The sequence below is a fragment of the Demequina silvatica genome (assembly GCF_000971215.1).
GTDB classification, from domain to species: Bacteria; Actinomycetota; Actinomycetes; order Actinomycetales; family Demequinaceae; genus Demequina; species Demequina silvatica.
Window position 1 is genome coordinate 479,111 of sequence record NZ_BBMA01000002.1, and the last position, 26,821, is coordinate 505,931.

Consider the following 26,821-nt stretch of genomic DNA (forward strand, 5'->3'; position numbering starts at 1 on the left):
CCCCCACCCCCAGCCCCTCCGCCACCGAGACCGTGGACGTCTCGACCGGCGACGTCGCCGTGGTGATCTCGCGCGCGGCCGTCAGGAAGGGCACGTTCGAGGTGGGCGGCTACGTCGACGGCGTCACCGAGGACGGCGGCACCTGCACCGTCACCATGGCCACCGACGGCCGCGAGGTGGTCCTCGAGGGGCCCGGTCTCATGAACGCGACCACCACCAGCTGCGGCGCCGAGCTCTCCATCCCGGCGTCCAAGGTGGCCGGCACGTGGAGCGTGACGCTCACGTACCGCTCCGCCGCGCACGAGGGCACGTCCGCCCCGACGAAGGTGACGATCCCATGACGGCGATGCCCCGCACCCTGCGCCGCGCGCTCCTGCTCGCCGCCGCGACCCTCGCCGGCGCGGTCGCGTTCACCCTGGGCTCCACCGGCGACGCGAAGGCCGCCGACGGCAGCGACTTCGACCCCGGCATGATCATCGCCGACTCGCTGTTCTTCGACGGCGACGCGATGACCATCAGCGAGATCCAGGGCTTCCTCAACGGCAAGGTCGCCACCTGCCAGTCGGGGTACACCTGCCTGAAGAACTACAAGCAGACCACCACCGACATCCCCGCGGACGCGTTCTGCAAGGGCTACACGGGCGCCAAGAACCAGTCCGCGGCCACCATGATCCGCAAGGTCGGCAAGTCCTGCGGCGTCTCCCAGAAGGTGCTGCTGGTGCTGATCCAGAAGGAGCAGGGCCTGGTGACCCACACCTGGCCGTCGCAGTACCGCTACGACAAGCTCACGGGCTACGCGTGCCCCGACACGGACTCCTGCAACCCGGCCTACGCGGGCTTCATGAAGCAGCTCTACTACGGCGCGCGCCAGTACAAGGTCTACGCGGCGTACCCGGGCTCCTACAACTACCGCTTCGGCGAGACCAACCGCATCTACTACGCGCCGCCCGTCAAGGAGAACGGCAGCTGGGTCTACAAGTGCGGCTCGGTCAGCGTGTACATCGAGAACCAGGCCACCGCCGGCCTGTACAACTACACGCCCTACGTGCCCAACAGGGCGGCGCTGGACAACCTGTACGGCACCGGCGACTCGTGCTCGGCATACGGCAATCGCAACTTCTGGCGCCTCTACACCGACTGGTTCGGCTCCACCAAGATCGACCCCAAGGTCGCGATCGCCAAGGAGCGCAAGGCGCAGGGCGGCGCGGACGGCTGGCTGGGCGCCGCGGTGGGCCCCGTGCGCTACGTCGCCGCGACCGGCGCGTACTACCGCGAGTTCGAGGGCAGCGTCATCGCCTGGACGCCCGAGCACGGCGCGCAGACCGTGGGCAAGCTGTTCATCGACAAGTTCCGCAAGCTCGGCGGCGTCGGCACGGTGGGCCTGCCCACCGACGGCGTGGTGCGGCTGAGCGCCAACGGCGGCGGCCGGTACCAGGAGTTCACCGCCGGCACCCTGCTGCGCACCCTCAAGGGCACGCACGAGGTCGACGGCGGGATGCTCTCCTACTACTGGGGGCTGGGCGGCCCCAAGTCGGACCTGGGCTGGCCCACCGGCGCCAAGACCAAGCACGACGGCCCGTACTGGACCCAGGAGTTCACGGGCGGCCGCGTCTACTCGAACATCGCGACGCTCGCGTACGTGGGCGAAGAGTTCCTCGACGAGTACGTCGCCTCCGGCGAGCTCGACGGCACGCTCGGCTGGCCCACCTCGGACGTGGTCAAGGTCTCCGCCAACGGCGGCGGAAGCTACCAGACGTGGGCGAGCGCGACCCTGTACGCCTCGCAGGCCGGCGCCTTCAAGGTGTCGAGCGGCATGCTCACCTACTACACCGGCCTGGGCGGACCCACCTCCGACCTCGGCTGGCCCACGGACGTCAAGCGCAACCCGGAGTCCGGCCTGTTCCTCCAGGACTTCACCGGCGGCCGCGTCTACTCCGACGCCTCCACGCTGCGGTACATCGGCGACGAGTTCCTCGACCTCTACCTCGACGGCGGCGGCCTGGGCGGCCCGCTCGGCTGGCCGACCACCGACGTGGTCAAGGTCGCCGCCAACGGCGGCGGCACCCGGCAGGAGTTCGGCGGCACCGTCATGTACGCCTCCCCCGCGGGCGCGTACGCGCTGACGGACGATGCGCTGGCCGGGTACCTCGCCGAGGGCGGGCCGGGCGGGGCGCTGGGATGGCCGGCGGGCGAGGCGGAGACCCTCACCGTGGGCGGCGGCGGCACGGTGCTGCCGTTCACCAAGGGCTCGATCTACGAACGCGCCGCAGGCACGTTCGTGGTGCGCGGCGCCATGCACGGCTTCTACGTCACGCTGGGCGGCCCCGCCTCGGCGCTTGGGTGGCCCACGTCGGACAAGCAGTTCCACTCCGGCCCGTACTGGACGCAGGACTTCGTGGGCGGCGTGCTGTACTCCGACCTCACCCACCTGGGCTACGTGCCCGCCTCGACGCTCGACGCGTACGAGGCCGCGGGCGGGCCGTCGGGCCTGCTCGGCTGGCCCACCGGCAAGCCCACCAGCTACACGGCGGGCGGCGGCGGCATCTCGGTGCCGTTCTCCGGCGGCGTGCTCTACCAGTCCTCCCACGGCACGCAGCCGGTGCGCGGAGCGATGCTCACCGAGTACGTGTCGATGGGCGGCCCCGCGTCGACGCTCGGCTGGCCCACCGGGGACAAGGTCAAGCATGCCGGCCCGTACTGGACGCAGGACTTCACGGGCGGCCGCCTGTACTCGGACTCGAGCCACCTCGGCTACGTCGCGGCCGCGCTGCTCGACACCTACGAGCGATACGGCGAGGTGGGCGGCAAGCTCGGCTGGCCCACCGGCGACGTGAAGAAGCGCAAGTTCGGCACGCAGCAGTCGTTCCAGAAGGGCGACCTGTTCGTGTCCTCCGCCGGCGGCTTCGCGGTGGACGGGCGCATGCGCAACTACTACGCGAGCATCGGCGGGCCCGCGTCGAAGCTAGGGTGGCCGGCGGGCGAGAAGGTGTGGAAGCCGGGCCCGGTGTGGACGCAGAGGTTCACCGGCGGCGTCATGCGGTCCAACGGCTCGAAGGTCACGCACACGCTCAGGTGACGCGTCCCGCGTGGCGCGCCCTGCTCGGGCGCGCCGCGCGGGTCAGCGGTACTCGTCGCGCAGCTTCTCGGCGGTGTCGGTGAACCGCTCGCCCGGGTGCGCCTCGATCCACTGCTCGAGCAGCCGCACGGCGGCGGGCTTGGCCTTGAGGCGTGCCAGCTGCCGGGCGATCGCGATGGTCGCGCCGCCGTCCCGCGGGGTGACCCGTGCGGCCTGCAGCGCGAGGTCGCGCGCCTCGTCGAAGCGGAAGCGCCGGCGTGCGAGCCGAGACTCGGCGAGCAGGCGGCGGGCCCGCTCGACCAGCATGACGTCGCGGATGCGGAAGTAGGCGTCGCCGCCCAGCTCGACCATGTCCTGCCGGGTCACCTTGGTGGGGCGCTCGGCCTCGTCGGGCGCACGGAACAGCGTCTCCGTGTCGGGGAGGTACGCGCGGCGCAGCTCCTCGTTGTCGGCGTCGAACTGCCGCTGGAAGGCGACCGCCTTGCGGCCGTCGACGCGGAACTTGTCCCCCTGATCGCGGCGCAGGCCGTCCATGAGCCACGGCTTGCGCGAGGCCTCGCGGGGCTCGCCGACCGAGGGCGCCTGGACGTTGTTGAGCAGCCGCGTGAACTCGAGCGAGCGGGCGCTGCGCATCGACGCGTTGAGCGTCTTGATGAACGCGAAGCCCTCCTCGGGAAGGCCGGCGCGCGCGTGGAAGTCGCGCACCACGTCGCCCTCGGGGAACGCTCGCGGGTCGAACACCACGGGCTCGACGGTGCCCGGCCCGAACGCCTGCTCGTAGCCGCGGATCAGCTCGAGGTAGTCGTAGTAGTGGCGGTTCCTGTCCGTGAGCTTCGGGAACACGCGGCTCGGGATCGCGTTGCCGCGCCCGATCCGGTAGTTGTAGATGCTCTTCGCGAGGTCGTGCTGGGGGCGCAGGTAGCCGATCACGTGGACCTCGTCCGCGTAGCGGTGCACGAAGTCGGCGAGCGCCTGCTTGGACTCCTGCGTGGCGAAGCGCGAGTGGAACTGCTCCGCCGTCAGCACCAGCGTGTGCGTGTCGGGGTACTGCGCGATCTCCTGCTCGAAGAGCTCCGGCACCTTGGTGCGGGCCTCCTCGAGCGTGCAGCCGAGGCTGCGGAGCGCGCCCTGCGCGAACGGGTCGGTCTCGGGGTCCACCGACTGCAGGATCGCGGACAGCCGGGCGTGGATCTCCCTGCCCAGGCTGCGCGGCACCAGGACGCCCTGAGCGCGCAGCGCGCGCCGGTTGTGCGCCAGCGCGCCCTGGATGGTGGTGGAGCCGGTGCGCTCGGTGCCGATGTGCACGATCGCGCGCCGGAAGCGTCGCTGCTCGCCGGTCATGACGTCATACCCCGCTCACTTGCCGCCCGCGGCGCGGGCGACCTTCCTGGCCCGCGCCTTCGCGACCGACGCGCTCTTACGCAGGTCGCCCGCCGCATCGTGCCAGCCCACCTTGCGCGCGGCCCGCGACAGCTGCGTCGGCAGGCCGGTGCCGCCGGGCAGGTCGAGGGCGCCCAGGCGCCCGCCCGCGAAGTAGCGCTCGCGCTCCTCCTCGTCGAGCCCGCCGATGAAGTCGACGGCGTCCTCGCGCAGGTGCCCGGCGATGATGGGCTGCATGCAGTAGCCCACCGCGTTGATGAGGCGCTGCAGGTCCTCGACGGCAGCGTACGGGCTGTCGGGGCGCGTCATGGCGTCGACCACGGTGACGGGCACGCGGTTGCTGTTCTCGTACGGGTCGAGGCGCTTCGCGAGGCGCTTGTTGCCGATCGAGTCGACGGGGATGCCGAACAGCGCGGCCGCGGACGGGATGGCGGTGGAGAAGCCGGCGACCACCGCGACGCAGTTCGCGCGGGCCATGAACGCCTCGGCGGGGGTCGCGGACTCGTAGACCACGAAGTCCACGCCCTTCTTGGCCGCGGCCTCCGCGAGCTGCGCGGTGAGCATGGGCGGCGCGGACGGGTGCGGCTTGAAGACGATGCGCTCGCCGCCCATCGCGACGGCACGGTTGACCATCCGGATGAGCGTGTCCCGCTCCTCCTTGCGCGACATGAGGCCCAGCTCCGAGAGGTACTGGCCGAGCACCAGGCCGGTGGGGCGGGTGTCCGCGAGCAGCTCGGCGAGCTGCGGGTCGTCGCACGCGTCGGCGACCTCCTCGAACAGCCGGCGCACGTGGTCGGTGGTGACGGGCGCGAGCCCGATGCCCTGCTCCGAGAACAGCACCGGCTGCACGCCCGGCAGCACGTCCTGGTAGATCAGGGTGGTGAGGCGGCTGGTGATGCTGAACGGGATCTTCATGCGGATCGGGCTGAAGCTCATGAGGCCGTCGCCGATCACGGTGATGGGACCGCCGTCGAAGATCATCGCGAGGGAGGTCGACGGCGGCACCTGCAGGTTCTGCAGGTACAGCTCGACCTCGCCGTCGCCGAGCTCCCAGTAGGAGCGCAGCAGGCGCCGCCACATGGGCATCTCGATCCAGCGCGGGCTCCACGCCTGCGGGAGGTAGGGCGAGGTGAGCGGGTTGAGCTCGATCACGCGGTCGAAGCGCGAGATGACGGGCTTCATCTCCTCGAGCTCGTAGAACGGGGTGACGATCTCGGGGACGGGGGCGCCCACGTGGACCACCAGGATGCGCTCGCCGCGTCCCTCGGGGACCAGGCCCGCGTCGATCGCGGCGGCGGCGGTGACCGCGCCGTACGCGGTCGCGATGGAGAACAGCTGGGGCATCAGGAGGCGCTCCTCGTGCGAGCGGTGCGCGTGTAGCGCGCGAGCGTGAGGCGCCGGCGGCCCGGGCCGCGGTGCAGGGCGTCCCGCACCACGTCCTGCGGCAGCGCGGCGATGAGGTCCGCGACGCCGGCCTTGAGCCGCTCGCGGTCCTCCGTCGACATGCGGCGGCGGCGGCGCAGGTGGTGCGCCGAGACGGCGAGCGTGGTGGCGGTGAGCTTCGCCATGAAGCGGTCCGCCTCCGGGTCCGCCTCGACCACCTGGCGCGTCATGTCGAACGAGCGGATGAAGTCGAGCTGGCGCGAGTCGAAGATCTGCGTCAGCGAGGTGCTGACCTCGCGGCGGTACAGCAGCGAGGGGGCGTCCACCACCGCGAAGGACTCCGCGTTGAGGTGGAGGTTCCAGATCCACGGGCGGTCCTCCGCCGTGAACAGGCCCTCGGGGAAGGCCAGCATGCCGCGGTCGTGCAGGCGGCGGTGGAACAGGCCGGCCCACGCGTACGGGTAGTCGACCATGGTGGTCTCCCGCGCCGGCAGGATCGCCTCACGCGGGCTGACGGCACGACCGCGCCACGGGAAGGGCGCCCGCACATGCGAGCGCGCTCCCGCGGCGACGGTCGTGTGATCCGTCCGGATGAAGTCGACGTCGAGACGGTCGGCGGCGTCGATGAGCGTCTGGAGGCGCCACGGCTCCATCCAGTCGTCACCGTCGATGAAGGCGACGTAGTCGCCCTCGGCATGCTCGAGGCCCATGTTGCGGGCGCTCGCGAGGCCCACCGCCGTCGGGTTCTCGATCACCTCGAGGTGCGAGAACGCCCCGTCGAAGTGACGGATGACCTCGGCGGTGCCGTCCGTCGAGCCGTCGCTGATCGCCACGACCTTGAGGTCTCCCGGCTCGCGCACCTGCCGCAGCAGGCTCTTGAGCGTCGTGCCGACGTACCCTTCGCCATCCTTGACCGGCAGGATGACGGTGATGCGCGGTTGTGCCACGTGTGACTTAGCCCTCTCAGGTGTGACGCGCGACGGCGTCGTGCTCGAACGTGCCGACCGGTCCTAGCCGTCGACGCGACGGAGCTTGGACAGCGGGGCGAGCTCGCCGGGGAAGACCTTCTTGACGCCGTCGCCCAGGGCCTCCTCGATGATGCGGATGTCGCGGCACAGCGAGATGAAGCCCTTGGGCTCCAGCGACGCGGCGTGGTCCGAACCCCACATGGTGCGGTCGAGCGTGATGTGACGCTCCACCGCGACGGCGCCGAGGGCGACCGCGGCGATCGAGATCTGCAGGCCCGGCTCGTGACCCGAGTAGCCCACCGGCACGCCGTAGCGGTCCTTGAGGGTCTGGATCATGCGGAGGTTGGCCTCCTCCGGGGGCAGCGGGTAGGTCGAGGTGGCGTGGAGGATGATGAGCTTGTCCTTGCCCAGCGTCTCCACCGCGGTGTCGATCTGCTCGATGGTCGACATGCCGGTCGACAGGATGACGGGCTTGCCGGTCTCCTTGATCTTGCGCAGCATGCCCAGGTCCGTCACGGACGCCGAGGCGATCTTGTAGGCGACCGTGTCCATCGACTCGAGGAAGTCGACGCTCGGCTCGTCCCACGGGGAGGCGTACCAGACGACGCCCTTCTCCTTGCAGTACGCGTCGATCTCCGCGTACTCGGCCTGCTCGAACTCGACCTTGTAGCGGTACTCGAGGTACGTCATCGTGCCCCAGGGCGTCTCGCGCGGGGTCGACTTCATGTGCTCCGGCGTCGCGATGTCCGGCGTGCGCTTCTGGAACTTGACCGCCTGCGCGCCCGCCTCGACAGCGACGTCGATGAGCTTCTTCGCGTTCTCGACCGAACCGTTGTGGTTCAGGCCGATCTCGGCGATCACATAGGTCGGGTGACCGTCACCGACGAGAATGTCGCCGATCCGCACCGCATCCGTCATGACTGTTCCTCATTCCTGCGTCCGTCATGTCCGGACGCCATAGCTTGGGCGCGTCAAATGCCGTCGCCAGCATCTCACATTCGCGGGCGCGTAACCGCCTCGCGGGCCTCCGCGACGCCGTCCCGCCTGGTGCGGCCGAGTCGCGTGGTTCGTGCCAATTCAACCATTCTTCCCTGAGAGCGGCGCCACCGCGGCAGGAGCGTCAGCCGCGGGCGCCGAGCGTCAGCGCCACCGTGGCCGCGTCCTTCGCGCGCGCGTCGCCGAGCCAGCCGAGCTCCACGCCGGGGTCGAACCGCCTTCCGCGGCCCATCGCGACGGACAGCGCGCCCAGGCAGGCCTCGGCGGCGTGGTCGATCGCGAGCGCGTCGCCGGCCGCGGCCGGCAGGGCGTGCGGCTCGGCATCCTCCTGTGCCTCCCACGCGCGCAGCAACGGCGCCGCATCGGGGATCAGGGAGCCGATGCGGCGGGCGGCCGCGTGCCTGGCCTTGCGGTGCCTCGCGAGCACGGATGGGTCGATGACCAGGGACGACGCCTCGAACGGGCGTGCGCGGCGCAGCCCGGACGTCGCGCCCACGAGCATGACGGCGGCGATCCCGCTCGCCTCCGCGCGCCGGCCGTGCCACGTGCGCTCCGCGGCGGCCACCACCGCGGACTCCGCCCCGGTGAGGCGGCGCAGCATGCGCGGCGCGGCCGCGACCGCGACGCCCGCCACCTGAGGGTGACCGGCGATGAGCTCGACCGTGTCGGCCAGCTGCGCCGGGGAGGGCAGCGCGCCCCACCGGCCCCACGAGTCGGGCGCGGTCGCCCAGCCGGACCAGGCGGCGAAGCCGGAGGCGCCGCCGAGCACCAGGGCCCGCTCCCACGCGGCGGAGATCTCGTCCGGGAGGTCGGGCAACTCGATGGTCACGGTGACAGGGCGGTCGAGCGCGTCGAGCGCGCTCTTCACCTCGTCGCCCGACCAGGATCCGGGCCAGCCCACCGCCACCAGGCCGCCGTCGGCGTCCTCGGCGGCCGCCAGCGGCGCCACGCCCCCGCGACGGGACGCGGGCCGGTCGGTCTCGCGCGCGAGCTCCGCGTGGAGGGCGCGCTCCGCGAGCAGGTGCGCCTGCGCGGGGCGCACCCCGGCGGCGAGCGCGGCCGCGCCGGCGTCGGCTCCGGCGAGCACCCGCAGCGTCGGGCTCGCTCCGGCCGCGACCGCGGGGACCGTGTCGAGGGCGCGCGCGTGGGGCGCGGACGCAAGCAGCCGGGCCGGCACGTCGCGCTTGACGCCGTGGAAGCCCACTCCGGCGGAGACGGCGCGCGCCGCGATGCCGGCGAGTCCCACGCCCACCACCTCGGCGGACGCGGTGCGCGTGGTGACCGGCACGTTGCCGCGGGGCGCTGGCCGGCGGGCGTACTCGTCGAGGTCGCCGATCACGCGGACGCCGGCGGCGCGGGCCTCGCGCACGCCGCGCGCGGCGACCTCGACGGCCGTGTCCAGCCACGCGTCCGGGAGCGCGAGGGTGCCCTCCTCGGGCGCGGGGGTGCGGACCCGCTGGAGCCCGCCGATCAGGCCGCCGCGCACCGCGGGGCGGTACAGCGCGGCCGGCCAGCGGTGCGGCTCGAGCCCGGCGTTGACGGCGCGCAGCAGCTCGACCTCCTCGAGCGACAGCCCGCGGTTCGCCTGGAACGCGTTGATGCGCTGCGGCTGGAGCGTGCCCTCGGGCACGTCGAGCAGCGCCTCGAACGAGCGGTAGACGCGGTCGGGGTGCTCGCGGTCGAGCACCACCACGGTGATGCGGTCGGGGTCGACGATGGTCGACCAGCGCTCGGCGAGCTCGCCCAGGTCGTGCCGCGGCCAGAAGTTCGGGGTGGTGACGCTGCCCGGCTCGCCCGTGAACACGTCCTCGAGCCACGCGTCGAAGGACACCGTGCGGCGCTCCTTGACGTACTGCTGCCATATCGAGGGCAGCATCGACACGAAGTTGCGCACGGTGAGCACGATCCGCACGTCCGCGCCCAGGTCGTCGACCAGGCGGCGGATGCGGGCGGGGGTGGCGGCGGCCAGGTGCTCCGCGCTGATGAAGGCGCGCTTGCCCGAGGCGTGGACGTCGGCGACGAACTCCTCCCAGCGCCGCTCGGCTGCGGGGCTCGCGACGTCGGCGCGCTTCATGGTCCACAGGAACGCGGTCTCGTCGCTGTGGTGCGCCGCGTTGCCGGGGTACACCACGCCCTGCTCGGAGAGCCGCTCCCGCGCGGCGGCGGCGGCCACCTGGATCGCGGTGGTCGCGGACTTGTGCATGCCGATGTGGATCACGTGGCGTCCGGAGGGGGTCCGGCCGTCCAGGGAGTCCGGGGTCATGGCGTCTCCTTCGCTCACTTCCGGCGCCCCCGCACTGTCGATTCGAGCCACCGTACCAGCGGGCGTGCGAGCCGCATCAGGCGGCCGGTGAGGCTGGTGTCCGCGTCGCCGAGCGCGACGGCGCGACGGAACATGCGCCTGCGCAGCTGCAGCGGGGATGCGAGCCGGTCGGGCAGCGGCGCCGGGTCGCCCGGCTCCATGCCGCGCGCGACCTCGACCCAGTCGTCGTCGCCGTGGAAGTAGTTGGCCGCCAGCCAGTCGGGGTCGGGCGCACGGAAGCGCCGTGCCTCGAGGTCCGCGAGCCCGCCGAACAGGCCCGACCCCTCGAACACCGCGTTGATGACGTCGGCGCTCACGCCGAACTCGTCGAGGACCAGGGTGGGCACCCCGGCGGCGATCGCTTCGAGCGCGGCGGTCGAGCTCACCGTCACGAACCCCTCGCAGTCGCCCAGGTACGCGCGCAGCGGGCCCTGCGCGAACACCAGGTTCCCGGGCAGGTCCATCCCCTCGGCCAGCGCGTCGTACGGCGCGGCCTCCTTGTGGGTCTGCGCCTCGCCGGCGACGCCGCGCAGCTTGACCACCACGTCGAGCTCGGGGTGCGCCGCCGCGAGGGCGCCGAGCGACGCGAGCAGGCGGCGGCGGTCCTCCAGCGCGGCCGGCACCAGGGCCTGCGGCGCGAAGACGATGCGGGGGCGGGGCGAGCGGCCCACCTCCTGGTCCTCGATGAGCGAGGCGAGACCCACCGCGCGGAGGCGTCCCTGCGGCAGCGTCTCCGCGACGGCGTCGCGCTCCCGCTCGGAGTGGACCACCATGAGGTCGCAGGCGGCGCGCAGGCGCAGCCCCAGCTCGGTGGGCGGGTACCAGATGCCGGGGATGCCGGCCGCGACCACGGTCGCGGCGCGACGCCCGCCGAGCCGCTCGAGCAGCAGCAGCTCGATGAGCGGGCCGCGGCATGCGAGCAGCAGCAGCGCGGGGGGCGTCAACCGCAGCCGCGACACCAGCGCGTCCATCCCGATGATCGCGGGCGCCGCGGACAGCCGGCCGTCGACGGCCGCGTCCATCTGCGCGGCGCTCGGGGTGACGGCGTTGCGGACCACCAGCAGCTCGACGTCGTACGTTTCGCGCAGGTCCTCGGCACGCCGCACGGCCCACTTCAGGTACGAGTCGGAGTCCGCGACCACCAGGGCGCGCGGACGGGGGGCGGGCGTGGGCTCAGCCACGGGCCGCGAGGATCGCCTCGGCGAGCTCGCGCACCGCTCCGCGCCCGCCGGGCCGCGTGAGGACCACGCGCGCGACCGCGGCGGCGCGCGGGTGCGCGTCCGCGGGCACCACGGCCCAGCCGACGGCCTCGAGGCAGGGCAGGTCGGGCAGGTCGTTGCCCACGTACGCCACGCGGTCGAGCGGCACGCCCTTCTCCGCGCACCAGCGCTCGAGGTAGGGCAGCTTGTCCTCGACGTCGTGCGAGACCTCGATGCCTAGCTTGCGCGCCCGCGCCGCGACCACGGGGTTCTCCTCGCGCGACAGGATCAGCATCGGCAGCCCCGCCTTGCGCAGCATCGCGATCCCCATGCCGTCGGAGCGGCTCACGGTCACCGACTCGACGCCGTTCTGGTCCACGGTCGCGGTGTCCTCGGTGTGGACGCCGTCGAAGTCCATCACCAGCGCGTCGACGTCCACCGGGGCGGGCGCGTCGAGCAGGGAGGCGAGGGCGCGCGCGGAGGCGAGCTCGTGCGCATCGTCGATCTCGATGCCGGTGGCGGCGGAGACCTCCGCGATGCCCACGCGGCCGAAGAAGCGGAAGCCGGACTCGCGGAAGCCCGCGACGTCCATCACGTAGAAGGCGCCGGTCTCCTGGTAGTGCGGCTCGCGGTCCTGGCGGCGCGGTCGGAACGAGTGGTCGTGGTTGACGCCGGTGGCGCCCGACTCCCCCTGCTGCCACAGGAACGCGTAGGTCTCGAACGCGGAGAACATCGAGTCGTGCTCGCCCGCGAGCACGGAGGCCACGGCGCCGTCGAGCGCGGCGGGGTCCATGAACGGCGACGTCGCCTGGAGGAACGCGAGCGCCTGCGGCTCGATGCCGCGCACGGCGAGCGCGTCGAGACCGTGCAGCAGCGCCGCCTCGGAGGTCGCGAGGTCGCCCGCGATCTCGGCGGGACGGTCGATCACGTCGCCGCCGGCGGCCCGCGCGGCGGCCGCGATCTCCGCATCGTCCGTGGACACGAACACGCCGTCGATCGACGGCGCGGCCAGCGCCGCCCTCACGGCGCGCGCGACGAGCGGCACGCCGCCCACCCGCGCGACGTTCTTCCCTGGCACGCCCTTGGACCCGCCGCGGGCGGGGATGATGGCGACGGCACGCATGTCAGTCCTCCTCGGATTCGGCCTCGTCGGCCCGCGCGAGGTACGCGAGCGTCTCACGGAACGTCTGGTCGGCGCGGGGGGTCCACCACTCGTCGTGGACCGCGGTGACGGTCATGACGGTGCCCACGGGGAGCACGCGTGCGAGCGTGGCGCCCGTGCTCGACGGCAGCGAGTGGACCTGGGCGACGCCGCGGGCGCTGCCGAGCACGATCTCGGCGGGCAGCCCCGGCTCGACCACCGCGAGCCCGGCGGCGCGGAGCCGGTCGAGCGCGGCCGGGTCCTCGCGCCGGTGCGGCAGATAGGTCGCGTCCGCGCCGTGCGCGGCGGCCCAGGCCTCGTACCGGGCGGCGTCGACGTAGCCGTCGACGGCGAGCGCGGAGCCCAGCACCACCACGGACCGCAGGTCCACGGGCGGCTGCGCGTCGAGGGAGCGCAGCCACGCGTAGCGGTTGGGGACGATGCGGGCGCCGGGTACCGCGGGCATGCGCGGGTGGTCGGCGTAGGCGGTGACCAGGGTGATGCGTCCCGCGCGGGCGGCGGCCCGCAGCCGGGAGCCGGTGAGGCTGCCCAGGGTCCGCTGCACCGCGGACTCGCGCTGGCCCATCCGGGAGAAGCGCTCGATGCCGGCGAGGACGGCGGCGAGGTGCAGCGCGGCGGAGCCGTCGTCGACCACCACGAGGTCGCGCGTGCCGGTCGCGGTCACCACGGCGCGGAACTGCCCCGAGAACGCGTCGCCGACCAGCCTGCGGGAGGCGTCCCTGAAGCGCGGGTCGGTGGCGGAGGCGGCCTCCGCGAGCGTCACGCCCGCGGGCAGGTAAGGCTCGAGCCACCGGGAGGTGTCCTCGAGCTGGGCGACGCCGCGCCGCAGCAGGATGAGGGTGGCCTCATCGAGGCCGGCCGCCGCCTCGACAGCGTTGATGAGCTGGAGGGGCGACTCGACCCAGCCGATGCGCGGGTCGGCGACGGTCACTGCGACTTCTTGTAGGCGCGGACGACCTCCTTGGGGTCGCCGTCCGCCTTGAGCGTGCCGTGGTCGATCCACAGCACGCGCGTGCAGGTGTCCATGATCGAGCGCATCGAGTGGCTCACCAGGAACACGGTTCCCGCCTGCTCACGCAGCTCGCGGATGCGCTGCTCGCTCTTGGCGCGGAAGTCCTTGTCGCCCACCGCGAGGGCCTCGTCGACCAGCAGGATCTGGTGGTCGCGCGAGATCGCGATGGAGAAGCGCAGGCGCGCCGCCATGCCGGACGAGTACGCCTTCATGGGCATGTCGATGAACTCGCGGATGCCGGAGAACTCGATGATCCCCTCGCGGCGCTGCTCGACCTCCTCGGGGGTCATGCCGAGCGCGAGGCCGCCGAGCATGACGTTCTTCTCGCCGGTGAGGTCGCTGATGAGCGCGGCGTTGACGCCGAGCAGGGCCGGGCGCGACACGGAGTACACGGCACCCTTGACCGGCTGCTGCAGGCCGGCGATCGCGCGCATCAGCGTCGACTTGCCGGAGCCGTTGTGGCCGATCACGCCGATCGACTCGCCCTCGTAGGCGGCGAAGGACACGCCCTTGAGCGCCTTCACGATGCGCACGCCGCGCTGGCGCTGCATGAGCGAGCGACGGTCGGACGCGGCCTTGCCGGAGGCGAACGTCTTGTACTGCACGTGGATGTCGTCCACCACGATGGTGGGCTTGCGGGGCTCAGTCACGGCCGTAGCGCTCCTCGGCGGTCCAGAAGAAGAAGACGCCCGCGATCAGGGTGACGACGGAGGCGATCGCGGCGATGACCGCGAGCTGCGTCATGTCCGTCTCGGAGCCCATGAACGCCCAGCGCACCAGCTCCACGAAGTCGTGGATGGGGTTGAGGCGCGCCGCCGTAAGCATCCAGTGGGGCTGGTCCGCGAGCACCTGCTCGAGCGAGTAGAAGATACCCGTGGTGTAGAAGATCAGGCGCGTGATGACCGGGATGACCTCGGTGACGTCGCGCACGTGCACCGTGAGGCGGGCCGCGATGAGCGCGACGCCCAGGTTGAACATGGTCATGAACGCGAGGATCACGGGCACCAGCAGCCAGGTCCACATGGGGAACTCGCCGAAGCCGATGAGGATGAACACCAGGACCGCCATCATCGGCACGAGCTCGTAGAGGTTGCGCAGCACGGCGGCCACGGGCAGCAGCATGCGCGGGAAGCTGAGGCTGCGCACCAGGGACGTGTTGCCGGTGATGGACCGGGCGCCCTGGGCGAAGGACTTGCTGAAGAACGTGAAGATGAAGAAGCCCGTCACCAGGAACGGGATGAAGTTGATGCCCTCGCGGGTGTCCTTGGGCAGGATCACGCCGAAGATGAGGCCGTACACGGCGGCCTGGAGCAGCGGGCTCAGCACCACCCAGAAGAGGCCCAGGCGGTTCTGGTTGAGGCTGCCCTCGATGCGGTACTGCGCGAGCCGCACCGCGAAGTGACGGCGCTGCCACATCTCCTTGAGATACGTGGGCAGCGCCTGTCGCGCGCCAACGCGCGGCAGGCCCGCCTCCCGCGCGAGCGCGGCGTAGTCGATCTCGGTCACACGTCTCCTCGGGGTGAATGCCTCAACGTCCTGCGAAGGCGTTGTGCCCCCTGCTGGGAATGAGGATACCGAACAGGCATCCGGCGCCCCAAGACAGGTGCATGGTCGGGAGCACGCCGAGCAGGCGCAGGCGCACGCCCGGCGGGACGTCCGCCCGGAGCGCGGTGAGCAGCACCCACGCCGGGTAGACGACGAACGGCAGCGCGCCCACGATCGCGAGCACGGCGCCGACGGTGCCGCCCGCCACCGCGCCGGCGACCAGCAGGGCCGCGCCGATCACGAGCCCCACCAGCAGCGCCGGCGGGACGTAGTAGCGCAGCGGGACACGGCCCGCGAGGCGGCGGATGATCTCCCCGCGCCAGCGGCCGGACGCGTGGAACTGCTTCGCGAGGGCTTTAACGGAGGAGCGCGGCCGGTAGACCACGTCGAGCGCGGGCTCGAACCACACCAGCCCGCCGCGCGCGATGAGCCGGCGGTTGAGGTCCCAGTCCTCGCCGCGCGACAGCGACTCGTCGAAGCCGCCGATCGCGAGCACCGCCGCGCGGTCGAACACGCCCAGGTAGGCGGACTCGGCCGGGCCGGCCTCGCCGCCCGTGTGGTAGACGGCGCCGCCCAGCCCGCCAGGCGAGTTGTAGCCCCAGGCGACGGCCTGCTCGTACGGGGTGCGCCCCTCGGCGTGCATGCGGCCGCCCAGGTTGACGGCCCCCGCGGCGCGCAGCGAGCGCACTGCCGTCGCGGCGTAGCCCGCGGGCAGCACCGAGTGCGCGTCGACGCGGACCACCACGGGGAAGCGCGCCTCCGCGATGCCGATGTTCATGGACTGCGAGATCGCGTTGCGCGGGTTGCGCAGCACCCGGATCTCGGCGTGGAGCTCGGCGAGGCCCGCGACCACCTCGTCGGTGCGGTCGGTGGAGGCGCCCAGCACCAGCAGGATCTCGCGCTGGTCGAGACCGTCCTGGGCGAGGATGCTGTGGACGGCGGCGGCGACGTACCCCTCCTCGTTGAGGACGGGCATGATGAAGCTCACCCGGATCGCGTCGGCGTTCACGTGTTCCTTCCTACGGGCAGCAGGCGGCGGATCAGCGCACCCGTGCTCAGCGAGTCGAGGCTCGGCCCCGTGCGGTCGCGCTCGCGCGGGTCGCACAGGAGCGGCGTGCCGTCCGGATCCTCGAAGGCGAGGCCGTGGCCCAGCAGGACCGAGACGGCGCCGGCGACCGCCGCCTGAGCGGTCGCGGCATCAAGCATCTCATCCGTCCGCGGCTCGCCGGGCGTCGCGTACAGGGCGTGCAGCACGCCGCCGCGCACCACGGACCGGCGCACGTCGGCCGGGGTGGGGGTGCCGTCGAGTCCGCGGTCGATCGCGGCGAGCAGCCGGAGCTCGCCGGCGGTGAGGGGTCGCGGCTCGGCGACGGGGGTCCCGGCCGCGGCACCCAGGCCGCCGGCGGAGGGGCGGACGATGCGCGCGTCGGGTCCCGCGGCACGCACCAGTCTGCGGGCGCGCACCCAGGCGCGGGCGGTCGCGATCGCGAGCGACGGGACGCGCTCGCCGGCGGCCATCGCGTCCTGGCGGTCGAGCACGGCCGCGAGGCGCGGCGGGCGCAGGATCACCAGCTGCGGCCCGGGCGTCCGCATCGCGTGCGCGGCGGCCAGCGCGCGCCGGTCAGCGCGGCACAGCGTGACCGCGGCGCGCCTCATCGCGCCACCGTCCGGCGCGCACGGCGGCGCAGCTCGCCGAGCGCCGCGCGCGGCGACGGAGCGGACGGGGCCGCGCCCTTGGGGTGCGGCGCGAGGCGCGCGCCGGTGAAGTTCACGCCCTCGCCCAGCGCCGCGGACGTCGCGCCCAGCACCGCGAGCGCGGCCAGCTCCGGGTCGATCGCGGCGTGAGGGGCGGGGAGCGTCTCCGGGGCGGAGGCGGACGGCGCGCCCAGGGCGGCGAGGTCGCCGATCACGTCGACGCCCAGCTCGCCGAGCGCGCGTGCCGCGGCGGCGCCCTCCTGCGCGAGGCGCGCGGCGACGGCGGCGGATGCCACCACGGATCCCTCGGCGGGGTCGGGCCGCCGGTCGCGCAGCACGGCGCTCACGGCGCCGTTGCGCATGACGCGGTAGTAGTGGCGCGGGTTGACCGCGGCGGCGCCGGCGCGTGCGCGGGCGTTGACGCCCTGCGCGAGCTCGGCCTCCGCGCGCGACAGGCCCCTGTTGCTCAGCAGCGGGTCGCGCGGCGCGGACGCGAGCGTGCCGGGCGTGAGCCCGAGCAGCCCCTCGAACGCGTCGAACAGCAGCTCCGGGCGGCGCTTGTCGAGCACCACCACGTGGACGCGGTCGGCGCCCACCAGGTCGGCCCAGACGCGGGCGATCGCGGGCAGGTCGTAGGCGCGCCAGAACCCCAGGGTGGCGGTCTCGGGGCCCTGGACCCCGTCGCGCGCCGCCAGCACGCGGTCGAGCCACGCGCCGAAGGTCTGGTCGCCGGCGTCCTTCACCCACTGCTGCCACGCGGAGGCGAACAGCGACACGTAGTCGCGCGCCGTGATGGCCACGTGGAGGTCCGGGCCCAGCTCCTCGAGGAACCGCGCCGCGACGGCGGGGGTGGCCTGCACCATCTGCTCGTAGCTGAGGAAGCCCACCGCCTCGGGGTGCTCGCGGCGCTCACGCGCGACGCGGTCCCAGCGGGCACGACCGCCGGCGGCGAACACCGCGGTCGAGCGGCCCATGAGCGCGTTGGCGGCGGTGCCGTGGTTGAGCGAGACGCCCGGGTAGCAGACGCCCTGCGCGAGCAGCTCGGTCCGCAGCTGCGAGGCGGCGGCCTGGACGGCCGTGGTGCCGGTCTTGGGCAGCCCGATGTGCAGCAGCGTCGCTCCTGGTCGCAGAGCCTTCACGCCGGCCACGCTCATGGGCTCCGCGCCGCCTTCCCTGGGAAACGAGTGGATGAACCTCAGCATGGTAAGTGACGGCCGCGTGCCCGCCGACCGGGCCTCGGTCCGGGGTCGCGAGCCGGCCCGCCGTGGGAGAATCGGGCGACCGTGAGCCCGATGGGGCGCACACGCGAGCTGGAGGGCCCATGACCGACGGATTCACCCGAGCCTGGCGCGCCGCGCGCCGCGTGACTCGTGCGGGGTCCTCGGAACCCACCCCCGCGCCTGCGCCCGAACCGGCGCCCGAGCCGCCCGCCGCATCGTCCCCCGCGCCCGCGCCGAAGCCCGCCCCGTTCAGCGCGCTCGAGGTCGAGCGCGTGCGCGCGGCCGGCGGGCCGTTCCCCGGGTCGGTGCGCCAGTCGGAGAACCCCGAGGACCTCGCGTCGCTGCTGGCCGGCACGTACGAGTACGCGCGCCTGGGCGACGTGGGTGAGGAGGGGCCGCCGCCCGCGGACCTGGTGTTCGCGGCCGTCTGCAACGACAAGTACGCGCCCGGCCTCGAGGCGCTGCTGCTCAGCCTGCTGCGCCAGTACCCCGGCCTCGACAACCGGTTCCTGGTGTTCCACGACCAGGGCCTGTCCGCGTTCACCCGGCGGCGGCTCACCACGCTGTACCCGCGCCTCGAGTTCCTCGACCGTGACCCCGACGTCTACGACGTCACCATGGCGGACCACTACAACCACCGGAAGATCGGCCACCTGGGCTACCTCACGCTCGAGGCGCTCACCATCGCCGAGCCGTCCTGGATCGTGGTGCTCGACACCGACCTGCTGGTGCTCGGCGACATCTCCGCGCTGTGGCGCGGCGACTCCATCAAGGCGGTGCCGGACATCGGGCACCGGCCGTACTCGATCCAGGCGGCGGCGACCGGCCGTCCCGTGATCAACAGCGGCATGCTGTCGCTGCCGCGCTCCGAGCGCGGACCCGAGGCGCGCGAGCGCATGGAGCGGGTGCTCGCGTCCGTCGACGCGACCTCGGACCCCGCGCTGGACATGTTCGCGGACCAGAAGTTCTGGAACCTCTACCTCGCCGAGCGCGAGGTCGAGCTGCTGCCGCAGACGTACAACATGAACAAGATGACGCTGGAGACGGACTACCCGGAGGAGGTGGGCGCCGTCCGGATCCTCCACCTCACCGGCCCCAAGCCCTGGTACGGGTTCCTGTCCGACGACCTTCTCGAGGCGGAGGACCGCCAGCGCTACCGCCGCGCGTCCAACCGCTTCAAGATGTCCTTCGCGCTGTGGACGCAGCAGTACGTGTCCGCGATCACCGCGGCCAGGACACGGCAGTTCCGCGCCGAGGAGGGCGCGACCCTCGAGGCGCTGCACGGGCGGGCGGAGGGGCGGCCCGTGGTGCTGATCGGCAACGGGCCGTCGCTGCGCGACACGGACATGACCGCGTTCGAGGGTTACGAGTCGGTCGCGTTCAACTGGTTCGTCAACCACGAGGACTTCGACGCCATCCGGCCGGACCACCTGGTGCTGCCGTCCCACATGCTCTTTGGCGGATGGCACACCACCGCGCCGGAGCTGCCGCGGGAGTACCTGGACGCGCTCACCCGGCACGAGCACCGTCCCGTGCTGTGGACGTCCTTCTACTTCAAGCCCTACCTCGAGTCGCTCGAGGAGCTGCGCGGCTACGAGATCCGCTACTTCCTGTTCGAGAAGCCGTTCAAGCGCAGGATCGCGAAGACCGGCTGGGCGCCGCTGGACCTGCTCGCGCCGCTGGTGGACTCCAACACCGGCGTGCTCACCGCGGGCGTGCCGATGGCGCTGCACATGGGAGCCTCGCGGATCGTGCTCGTGGGCTGCGACTCGAACTACACGAGCGCCGCGGGCAGCTACTTCTACGAGTCGGACCAGCACGCGTCCAAGACCACCCGCCCGTCGCAGCTCATCGCGACGTGGGAGCAGGGCGGCGAGGGCCCGCTGGGCTACGCCGTGGTGCGGCGCGAGCTGGACCGGCGCGGGGTGCCGTTCCTCGACGCGACCGTGGGCGGCAGCCTCGACATGCTCGAGCGCATCACTGTCGAGGAGGCGCGGGCGCTGGGCGTCACCGCGAGCTGACCTCGGCTGGCCGGCCTAGCCGACCTCGGCCGCGCCGCTCAGGCCCATGCGCTGCGCCAGGTAGGGCGCGAGCGACTCGGCGTACGTCGCGGTGAGGTGGTGGCCGTCGCGGTAGAGCATCGCGTGACCCACCACCGGGTCGCACGCGTCGGCGGTGCAGAACAGGTCGCTGAGGTCCGCGAGCGCGACCCGCCCGCCCGCGGCGCGCGCGGCGTCGGCGAGCGGGTCGGGAAGCAGCGCGTCGCCAGCGGGCAGCCCGCACGCGGTCGCACCGGCGGCGGCCTCGGCGGAGGGCAGGGCGGCGACGCAGTCGACCACGTCCGGGCGGGGACGCGGCGCGTCGCGGATCGCGTCGATCCGAGTGACGGAGTCCGGGACCCGCTCCCACGCCGCGATGTAGCCCGCCTCTCCGATGGCGAGCGACGTGGAGCCGGGCGCCGGGACGAACTCGTTGCGCGAGGAGCCCGACGTGATGATCCGGGTGATCTCCGGGTGCTCGCCAAGGTAGCGGTGCACGGCGGCGTTCCAGCGGTCGCAGCTGTCCGCCATGGCGGGCTCGGACGCGCGCGTCGCGTCGGCGAAGGGGCAGGACTCCTTCGCGATCTCGAGCAGGTGCCAGCCCTGCTCCTGGGCGACGAGCCGCACCGCGGGCAGCCAGTGCACCGTGTGGGAGTCGCCGATCACCGCGACGGTGGCGCGCGCCTCGCCGGGCGCGACGCCCGACTCGCACACGCGCACCGCGCCGGTGGTCTGGTCCTGCATGCAGGTGCGGACCCCGTCGTCGTGCGCGGTGAGGGCGGACGGGAGGAGCACGCCGTCGAGGCTCGGGTCCACGCAGTCGCCGCCGTGAGCGAGCGCGTCCGCGCCGAAGCAGCCGCCCTCCGTCACGGTCTGCTCCGCGGCGGCGTCGATGCGGGCGGCCTCGCGGCTCTCCCTGTGCGCCGCGCCGGTGATCGCGAACGCGAGCGCGACCACCGCACCCGAGGCCACCAGCGCGCCCGCGAGCGTCCACGCGGGCCGGCGCCCGGTGAGCGCGGTCGCGTGGCGGACGGGCTGCTCCACCCATCGGTAGGTGCCCTCCGCGAGCAGCACGGTGGCGGCGAGGATCGCGAGCAGCTCGAGCGTGCCGGGCGCGCGGCCCAGCGCGGCGCCCGCGAGGATCAGCAGCGGCCAGTGCCACAGGTATACGGAGTAGGACAGGTCGCCGAGCCGCTGCACCGGGCGCCGCCCGCCGGCGACCATGGGCGACCACGGTCCGTCCGCGCGGGCCAGCAGGATCGCGAGCGCCCCGGCGACCGGGATGGCGGCGTGCCAGCCGGGGAACGGGGTGGACGGGGCGAAGGTGAACGTCGCCAGCAGGATGAGCGCGACGCCGGCCCATGCGAGCAGGCCGCGCGCCCGCGCGCCGAGCGTGAGCGCGGGGGCGAGCGCAGCGAGGCCGCCCACCGCGAACTCCCACGCGCGGGTGGGCGTGACGAAATAGGCGGCGGCGGGCAGGTCCGCGGTGAGATGCACCGACCACGCGAACGATGCGACGGTCGCCACCGCGGCCACGGCCACGAACCACGCGCGCGCCCGGCGCCTCGCCAGCAGCACCACCGCCACCACCAGCACCGGCCACACCAGGTAGAACTGCTCCTCGACGGACAGCGACCAGTAGTGCTGGACCGGGCTGGCTGCCGTGTCCGAGGCGAGGTAGTCGACCGCGTCGGACGCGAGCACCCAGTTCTCGACGTAGAACGCGGACGCGGCGATCTCCTTCGCGGTGCCGGCCCAGCGGGTCGCGGGCTGGAACACCAGGGTCAGGGCCGCGGTGGTCGCGAGGACCAGCAGCGCCGCGGGCAGCAGGCGGCGCGCGCGGCGCGCCCAGAATTCCGCGAGCCTCACCCGGCCCGTGCGGTCGACCTCGCGCCACAGCAGCCCGGTGATGAGGAACCCGGACACCACGAAGAACACGTCGACGCCCACGTAGCCGCCGGGCGCGGCCGCGGGCCACAGGTGGAAGGCGAGGACGCACGCGACCGCGAGGGCGCGCAGCGCCTGGATGTCGCGACGGTGGCCTCCGCGCGGGGGCGCGGTGCGCGGCGCGGCGGCGAGCCGGGCGAGGCTCAGCGCGGGCCGTCCCACGTGGCGAGGCGCGCGAGCAGCGCGTCGTTCTCCTCGGGTGCGCCGATGGTGACGCGCACACCCTCGCCCGCGAACGGGCGGACCAGGATCGCGGGCTGCGGCTCCGCGAGGTGCGCGACCAGCGCGGCGGTCGCGTCACCCACGCCCAGCCACACGAAGTTGCCCTGCGAGTCCGGCACGCTCCACCCGTCCGCGCGCAGCGCGTCGAGCACGCGGCCGCGCTCGGCGACCACCAGCGCGGCGCGCTCGAGCAGCTCGTCGCGGGCGTCGAGCGACGCGATCGCGGCGGCCTGCGCGGGGCCGGAGACGGAGAACGGGGTGACGCAGGCGCGCACGGGCGCGAGGAGCGCGGCGGGTCCCACGGCGTACCCGACGCGAAGGCCGGCCAGGCCGTACGCCTTCGAGAACGTGCGCAGCAGCACCAGGTTCGGGTAGCGGTCGAGCGAGGCGGGACCGTCCGCGACGGATGCGTCGCGCACGTACTCGAGGTAGGCCTCGTCGAGCACCACGAGCACGTCGGAGCGGACGGCCGCCATGAACGCGTCGAGCTCCTCGTGGGTGAGGATCGGGCCGGTGGGGTTGTTCGGCGAGCACAGCATCACCACGCGCGTGCGCTCGGTCACGGCCGCGATCATCGCGGGCAGGTCGTGACGGGCCTCGGCGGTCAGCGGCACCATGACGGGCTCCGCGCCGGCGATGCGCGCGAGGATCGGGTACGCCTCGAAGCTGCGCCATGCGAACAGCACCTCGTCGCCCGGTCCCGTGTACGCCTGGAGGATGTGCGCCAGCACGGCGACCGAGCCGGCGCCCACCACCACCTCGGACGCGTCGCGTCCCACGGCGTCCGCGATGCGCGCGGTCAGCTCGGTCGCGGCCATGTCGGGGTAGCGGGTCACGCCCGCGGCGGCAGCCTCGACCGCGGCGACCACCGACGGCAGCGGGCCGTGCGGGGTCTCGTTGGAGGACAGCTTGACCGGCGGCGGCGCGTCCGCGGCCCCGCGCGCGCCCGGCACGTAGGCAGGCAGGGCGGCCACGGCGGGCCGCGGCGCGGGCAGGGCGAGGGGGTGCGCGTCGGACATGCGCACCAGGATGTCACCCCTGGACGGCCCCGTGGAACAATGACCGCCATGCGCTTCGTCCTCATCTCCGGGATCTCCGCCGTCGCCGTCTGGCTCGTCACGCTCCTCCCGCTGGGGGTCGAGGTCGAGGGGGGCGACGGGGGCACGTGGGCCCGCATCGGCGTCTTCCTGCTGGTGGGCGCGGTGATGGCGGCGGCGAACATGCTGATCAAGCCGCTGGTCGACATCCTGTCGCTGCCCATCAAGATCCTCACCCTGGGCCTGTTCGCCCTGGTGACGGCCTGGTTCATGCTGTGGCTGACGGCGTGGCTCACCACGCTGGTGCCGTGGGCGGAGCTCACCATCGGCGACTTCTGGGAGACCCTGTTGGCCGCGCTGATCATCAGCCTCATCACGGCGATCCTCACCGCCGTGATCCCCGGGGCCGCGAAGCGCTGACGCTCATCCCGTCACCGGCGCGTACGCGGTGACGGTGGACCGGCCGCCCGCGAGCAGCGGGCGCGCCTGGGCGAGCCAAGCCCGGGTGGAGTCCGAGACCCCCTCGTCGACCAGGCGCGCGGTCGCCGCGTAGCCGTCGATGCCGTGCGCCTGCGCGACGGTACGCGAGCCGTCCGGGGCGTCGGCCTGCTCCGAGCGGCGGCGGTCGTGCGACACCGTGACGCGGTTCGCCCGGTCGGGGTTGGCGCGGCCGTCGAGGCCGGGCACCAGGTCGCGCGTGTTCTCGAGGTGCAGCGCCGGCACCGTCGCGGGCAGCGCGATGCGGCCCGTGGGCGACCCGGCGGTCACCACCCTCACGTCGCCGAACCGCTGCGCGAGCGCGCCCGCCACCACCGTCGCGACCATGCCTCCCTGGCTGTGGCCCGCGAGCAGCACCTGGTCCTCGGGCCGGATCCCGTGCGCGACGATCGCGTCCGTCACGGCCCGCGCGGCGTCCGACCACGCCCCCAGCACCGACGTGAGGTTGGACTTCATGTCCGCGGGGTTGCCCGACGTCACCCACCAGTCCTCCGTGCCGGGCACGTAGACCAGGTGCCGGGTGCCCGTGGGGCCGCGCACCGTCTCGATCGCGACCCTGCCGCCGCCCTCCGCCTGCAGCCACGCGAGCCGCCCCATCACCTGCGCCACCGAGTCCGGCGCGCGCGCCGCCACCGGGTCGCCGGCGGTCACGGACCGGTAGGGCGGCTCGCCGGACTCCGCCTGGTGGAGCGCGACCGCGAGCGCCACGACCACCTCGCCGTAGTGGTCGCCCAGCAGGCCCGCCGCGGCAGAGGCCTCGTCCCGGCCCGCCCACCCGGTGGTGGGCGGCTGTCCCACTCCGCTCAGCCCGCCGAGCAGCGGCGACAGCCCCTGCATCGCGATCGCCGTGCGCGCGCCCCACCACACCGAGCCGAACCAGTCCGCGGTCGCCTCGCCCACGCGCCCCACGAGCGACACGCCCTGCCGGGCGGCGGCCTCCCCCTCGAGGTAGGCGGTGGCGGCGGCCCGCAGCGCGGCGGCGAGGGCGTCCAGTGCGTCGGCTTCGCGGGACGATGCGGCGGCCGCCTCCGCGAGGGCCGGCGAGGCGGGCGCGCGGTCGGGTGTCCAGGCGGCGACGTGCGCGGCGACGCCGAGCGCGCGGGCGGCGTCCGCGAGCTCCTGCGCTGCCCCCGCGAGCGCCCCGGCGGCGTGGTCGAGGTCCTCGAGCACCGCGCGCACGCCGCCGGCGCCGCCGTGCGACCAGATGGGCTCGGTCATCCGGCCGCCCACGGGGCCATCACGGGCACGGCGCCGTCCACCTGCGCGCGCAGCGCCGTCACCCGCAGCGCCGCCTCCTCGAGCCGGGCCGCGTACTCGCGGGCGTGGATCCCCTCCCAGCGCACGTCCCTGCCCGCCTCCAGGCGCAGAATCGCGGCGTCGCACGCAGACCGTGCCCGCTCCACCAGCCCCCCGACGTCATCCATGGGGCGACGGTAGGGTGCCCGCCCGACCCCGCGACAGGGCGAGGCGGCCGCCTGGGGATGGCGCGCATCGTCCCCGGGGCCGGGGACCACGGCCGGACCGCGCGGGCCGTGCGTGGAACAATGTCCGCGTGAACTCCTGGACCTCCCTCGCCGCCCTCGAGCCCGCGATCGCGCTCGGCCCCCTCGACGGCCGCTACCGCGGCGCCGTCGCCCCGCTGGTCGACCACCTGTCCGAGCCCGCGCTCAACCGCCTGCGCCTGCACGTCGAGGTCGAGTGGTTCATCCACCTGTGCGAGACCGCCGCCGTGCCCGGCACGCGCGCGCTCACCGCCGACGAGGTCGCGCTGCTGCGCGGCATCCCCGCGGGCTTCGACGCCGCCGGCATCGCCGAGCACGCCGACATCGAGAAGGTCACGGTCCACGACGTCAAGGCCGTCGAGTACTACATCAAGCGCCGCCTCGAGGGCACGTCGCTCGAGCCGCTGAGCGAGCTGGTCCACTTCGCCTGCACCTCCGAGGACATCAACAACCTGTCCTACGCGCTCATGGTCAAGGGCGCCGTCCAGGACGTGTGGCTGCCCGCCGCGACCGCGCTGGTCGGCGACGTCGCGGACCTCGCGCGCGCCGCGAAGGCCACCCCGATGCTGTCGCGCACGCACGGCCAGACCGCGACGCCCACCACGCTGGGCAAGGAGTTCGCGGTGCTCGCCCACCGTCTGGGCCGCCAGCTGCGTCGCGTCGAGGGCCAGGAGTACCTGGGCAAGATCAACGGCGCGACCGGCACGTTCGGCGCGCACACCGCGGCGGTGCCCGGCACCGACTGGGTGACCGTGTCGAGGACGTTTGTCGAGGGCCTGGGGCTCACGTGGAACCCGCTCACCACGCAGATCGAGAGCCACGACTGGCAGGCCGAGCTGTACGCCGACGTCGCCCGCTTCGGGCGCATCCTGCACAACCTCGCCACCGACGTGTGGACGTACGTGTCGCTCGGCTACTTCGCGCAGGCCGCGGTCAAGGGCGCGATCGGGTCCTCCGCGATGCCGCACAAGATCAACCCCATCCGCTTCGAGAACGCCGAGGCCAACCTCGAGATCTCCGCGGCGCTGCTCGACACGCTCGGCGCGACGCTGGTGACCTCGCGGCTGCAGCGCGACCTCACGGACTCGAGCTCGCAGCGCAACATCGGCACCGCGTTCGGCCACTCGCTGCTCGCGATCGACAACGTGCGCCGCGGCCTCAAGGCCCTCACCGTCAACGAGGGCGCGCTGGCCGCGGACCTCGACTCGTCGTGGGAGGTGCTCGCGGAGCCCATCCAGTCGGCGATGCGCGCCGCCGCGATCGCGGGCGTGCCCGGCATGGAGAACCCGTACGAGCGCCTCAAGGACCTCACCCGCGGGCAGACCATCGACGCCGAGGCCATCCGGACGTTCGTGGGCGGCCTCGAGCTGCCCGCCGAGACCAAGGAGCGGCTCGCGGCGCTCACCCCCGGCACGTACGTGGGCCTCGCCGAGCAGCTGGTGGACGGCTACCTGGCGTAGCCCCCGGGTTCGCTCGGCACGGTCCGCGCGGCGGCGCGCCGCAGCGAGGGGGACGATGCGCGGGCCGGGCCCGCGTGTCGCCCGCCCGGCCGTGCGCAGCGAACCGGGGCGGGGTTGTCCCCAGGCTGTTGTCCGGTTCGCCCCGGATTGCTAGGTTCGACCGGAGCGCCGCCGGGGC

General features: G+C 73.6%; 22 protein-coding genes. 5 read left to right on the forward strand and 17 right to left on the reverse strand.

What is annotated here, in order from left to right:
- Together AOM05_RS02300 and AOM05_RS02305 are read left to right on the forward strand one after the other, a co-directional pair.
- The coding region (locus tag AOM05_RS02300; RefSeq protein WP_169746709.1) for a hypothetical protein at positions 1–341 on the forward strand (341 nt) is incomplete at its 5' end.
- Positions 338–3,076, forward strand: a complete 2,739-nt coding sequence (locus AOM05_RS02305; RefSeq protein WP_062519092.1) for an LGFP repeat-containing protein — start codon at positions 338–340, stop codon at positions 3,074–3,076. The genes AOM05_RS02300 and AOM05_RS02305, both read left to right, overlap by 4 nt.
- Positions 3,077–3,118: 42 nt before the next feature.
- On the opposite strand, the gene AOM05_RS02310 is transcribed toward AOM05_RS02305, so the two are convergent.
- From AOM05_RS02310 to AOM05_RS02370, 13 genes are all read right to left on the reverse strand, one after another.
- On the reverse strand, positions 3,119–4,417 hold the full coding sequence (locus AOM05_RS02310; protein WP_062519094.1) for a hypothetical protein: 1,299 nt from the start codon (positions 4,415–4,417) through the stop codon (positions 3,119–3,121).
- Positions 4,418–4,432: 15 nt separating this feature from the next.
- Positions 4,433–5,800 (reverse strand): polysialyltransferase family glycosyltransferase, encoded by a 1,368-nt coding sequence (locus AOM05_RS02315; RefSeq protein WP_062519096.1) that lies wholly within the window; start codon positions 5,798–5,800, stop codon positions 4,433–4,435.
- Complete coding sequence (locus tag AOM05_RS02320) at positions 5,800–6,786, reverse strand: glycosyltransferase family 2 protein (RefSeq protein ID WP_062519098.1); 987 nt, start codon at positions 6,784–6,786, stop codon at positions 5,800–5,802. Before AOM05_RS02320 ends, AOM05_RS02315 begins: the two co-directional genes overlap by 1 nt.
- A 63-nt stretch (positions 6,787–6,849) precedes the next feature.
- Positions 6,850–7,725, reverse strand: coding sequence for an N-acetylneuraminate synthase family protein (locus AOM05_RS02325; RefSeq protein WP_062519100.1), 876 nt, complete (start codon positions 7,723–7,725; stop codon positions 6,850–6,852).
- A gap of 202 nt (positions 7,726–7,927) precedes the next feature.
- Positions 7,928–10,066 (reverse strand): hypothetical protein, encoded by a 2,139-nt coding sequence (locus AOM05_RS02330; RefSeq protein ID WP_062519102.1) that lies wholly within the window; start codon positions 10,064–10,066, stop codon positions 7,928–7,930.
- A 14-nt stretch (positions 10,067–10,080) separates the two neighbouring features.
- Positions 10,081–11,286, reverse strand: a complete 1,206-nt coding sequence (locus AOM05_RS02335) for a DUF6716 putative glycosyltransferase (protein WP_062519105.1) — start codon at positions 11,284–11,286, stop codon at positions 10,081–10,083.
- Positions 11,279–12,427: an acylneuraminate cytidylyltransferase gene (locus tag AOM05_RS02340; RefSeq protein WP_062519107.1), complete on the reverse strand. Its 1,149-nt coding sequence runs from the start codon at positions 12,425–12,427 to the stop codon at positions 11,279–11,281. Before AOM05_RS02340 ends, AOM05_RS02335 begins: the two co-directional genes overlap by 8 nt.
- Position 12,428: 1 nt before the next feature.
- A complete protein-coding gene (locus AOM05_RS02345) occupies positions 12,429–13,397 on the reverse strand; it encodes a hypothetical protein (RefSeq protein ID WP_062519110.1) in 969 nt (322 codons plus the stop codon).
- The gene (locus tag AOM05_RS02350) at positions 13,394–14,128 is read right to left on the reverse strand and encodes an ABC transporter ATP-binding protein (protein ID WP_062519112.1); all 735 of its coding nucleotides are present in this window, start codon (positions 14,126–14,128) and stop codon (positions 13,394–13,396) included. Before AOM05_RS02350 ends, AOM05_RS02345 begins: the two co-directional genes overlap by 4 nt.
- The gene (locus AOM05_RS02355) at positions 14,121–14,984 is read right to left on the reverse strand and encodes an ABC transporter permease (protein ID WP_062519114.1); all 864 of its coding nucleotides are present in this window, start codon (positions 14,982–14,984) and stop codon (positions 14,121–14,123) included. Before AOM05_RS02355 ends, AOM05_RS02350 begins: the two co-directional genes overlap by 8 nt.
- Before the next feature lie 22 nt (positions 14,985–15,006).
- Complete coding sequence (locus AOM05_RS02360; protein ID WP_062519115.1) at positions 15,007–16,032, reverse strand: glycosyltransferase family 2 protein; 1,026 nt, start codon at positions 16,030–16,032, stop codon at positions 15,007–15,009.
- The gene (locus AOM05_RS02365; protein ID WP_062519118.1) at positions 16,029–16,679 is read right to left on the reverse strand and encodes a hypothetical protein; all 651 of its coding nucleotides are present in this window, start codon (positions 16,677–16,679) and stop codon (positions 16,029–16,031) included. Before AOM05_RS02365 ends, AOM05_RS02360 begins: the two co-directional genes overlap by 4 nt.
- Positions 16,676–17,872, reverse strand: a complete 1,197-nt coding sequence (locus tag AOM05_RS02370; RefSeq protein ID WP_062519120.1) for a sulfotransferase — start codon at positions 17,870–17,872, stop codon at positions 16,676–16,678. Before AOM05_RS02370 ends, AOM05_RS02365 begins: the two co-directional genes overlap by 4 nt.
- Positions 17,873–18,039: 167 nt before the next feature.
- Here AOM05_RS02370 and AOM05_RS14460 point away from each other — a divergent pair, with 167 nt between their 5' ends.
- Positions 18,040–19,959, forward strand: coding sequence for a glycosyltransferase family protein (locus AOM05_RS14460; protein ID WP_062519121.1), 1,920 nt, complete (start codon positions 18,040–18,042; stop codon positions 19,957–19,959).
- 15 nt (positions 19,960–19,974) lie between these two features.
- On the opposite strand, the gene AOM05_RS02380 is transcribed toward AOM05_RS14460, so the two are convergent.
- Together AOM05_RS02380 and hisC are read right to left on the reverse strand one after the other, a co-directional pair.
- The gene (locus AOM05_RS02380) at positions 19,975–22,086 is read right to left on the reverse strand and encodes an acyltransferase family protein (RefSeq protein ID WP_062519123.1); all 2,112 of its coding nucleotides are present in this window, start codon (positions 22,084–22,086) and stop codon (positions 19,975–19,977) included.
- Positions 22,068–23,165 carry a histidinol-phosphate transaminase gene (gene hisC, locus AOM05_RS02385; protein WP_062519125.1) on the reverse strand — a complete coding sequence of 366 codons (1,098 nt, stop codon included), beginning with the start codon at positions 23,163–23,165 and terminating at the stop codon, positions 22,068–22,070. The genes AOM05_RS02380 and hisC overlap by 19 nt, the downstream gene beginning before the upstream one ends.
- A 48-nt stretch (positions 23,166–23,213) precedes the next feature.
- Here hisC and AOM05_RS02390 point away from each other — a divergent pair, with 48 nt between their 5' ends.
- On the forward strand, positions 23,214–23,603 hold the full coding sequence (locus tag AOM05_RS02390) for a phage holin family protein (RefSeq protein WP_062519128.1): 390 nt from the start codon (positions 23,214–23,216) through the stop codon (positions 23,601–23,603).
- Positions 23,604–23,606: 3 nt separating this feature from the next.
- Here AOM05_RS02390 and AOM05_RS02395 read toward each other — a convergent pair whose 3' ends face one another.
- On the reverse strand, positions 23,607–24,899 hold the full coding sequence (locus AOM05_RS02395; protein ID WP_156164997.1) for an alpha/beta hydrolase family protein: 1,293 nt from the start codon (positions 24,897–24,899) through the stop codon (positions 23,607–23,609).
- A complete protein-coding gene (locus AOM05_RS14530; RefSeq protein WP_062519131.1) occupies positions 24,896–25,105 on the reverse strand; it encodes a hypothetical protein in 210 nt (69 codons plus the stop codon). The genes AOM05_RS02395 and AOM05_RS14530 overlap by 4 nt, the downstream gene beginning before the upstream one ends.
- Positions 25,106–25,233: 128 nt before the next feature.
- Between AOM05_RS14530 and purB the strand changes: the two genes are divergently transcribed.
- Complete coding sequence (gene purB / locus AOM05_RS02405; RefSeq protein WP_062519133.1) at positions 25,234–26,643, forward strand: adenylosuccinate lyase; 1,410 nt, start codon at positions 25,234–25,236, stop codon at positions 26,641–26,643.
- Positions 26,644–26,821: the final 178 nt, after the last annotated feature.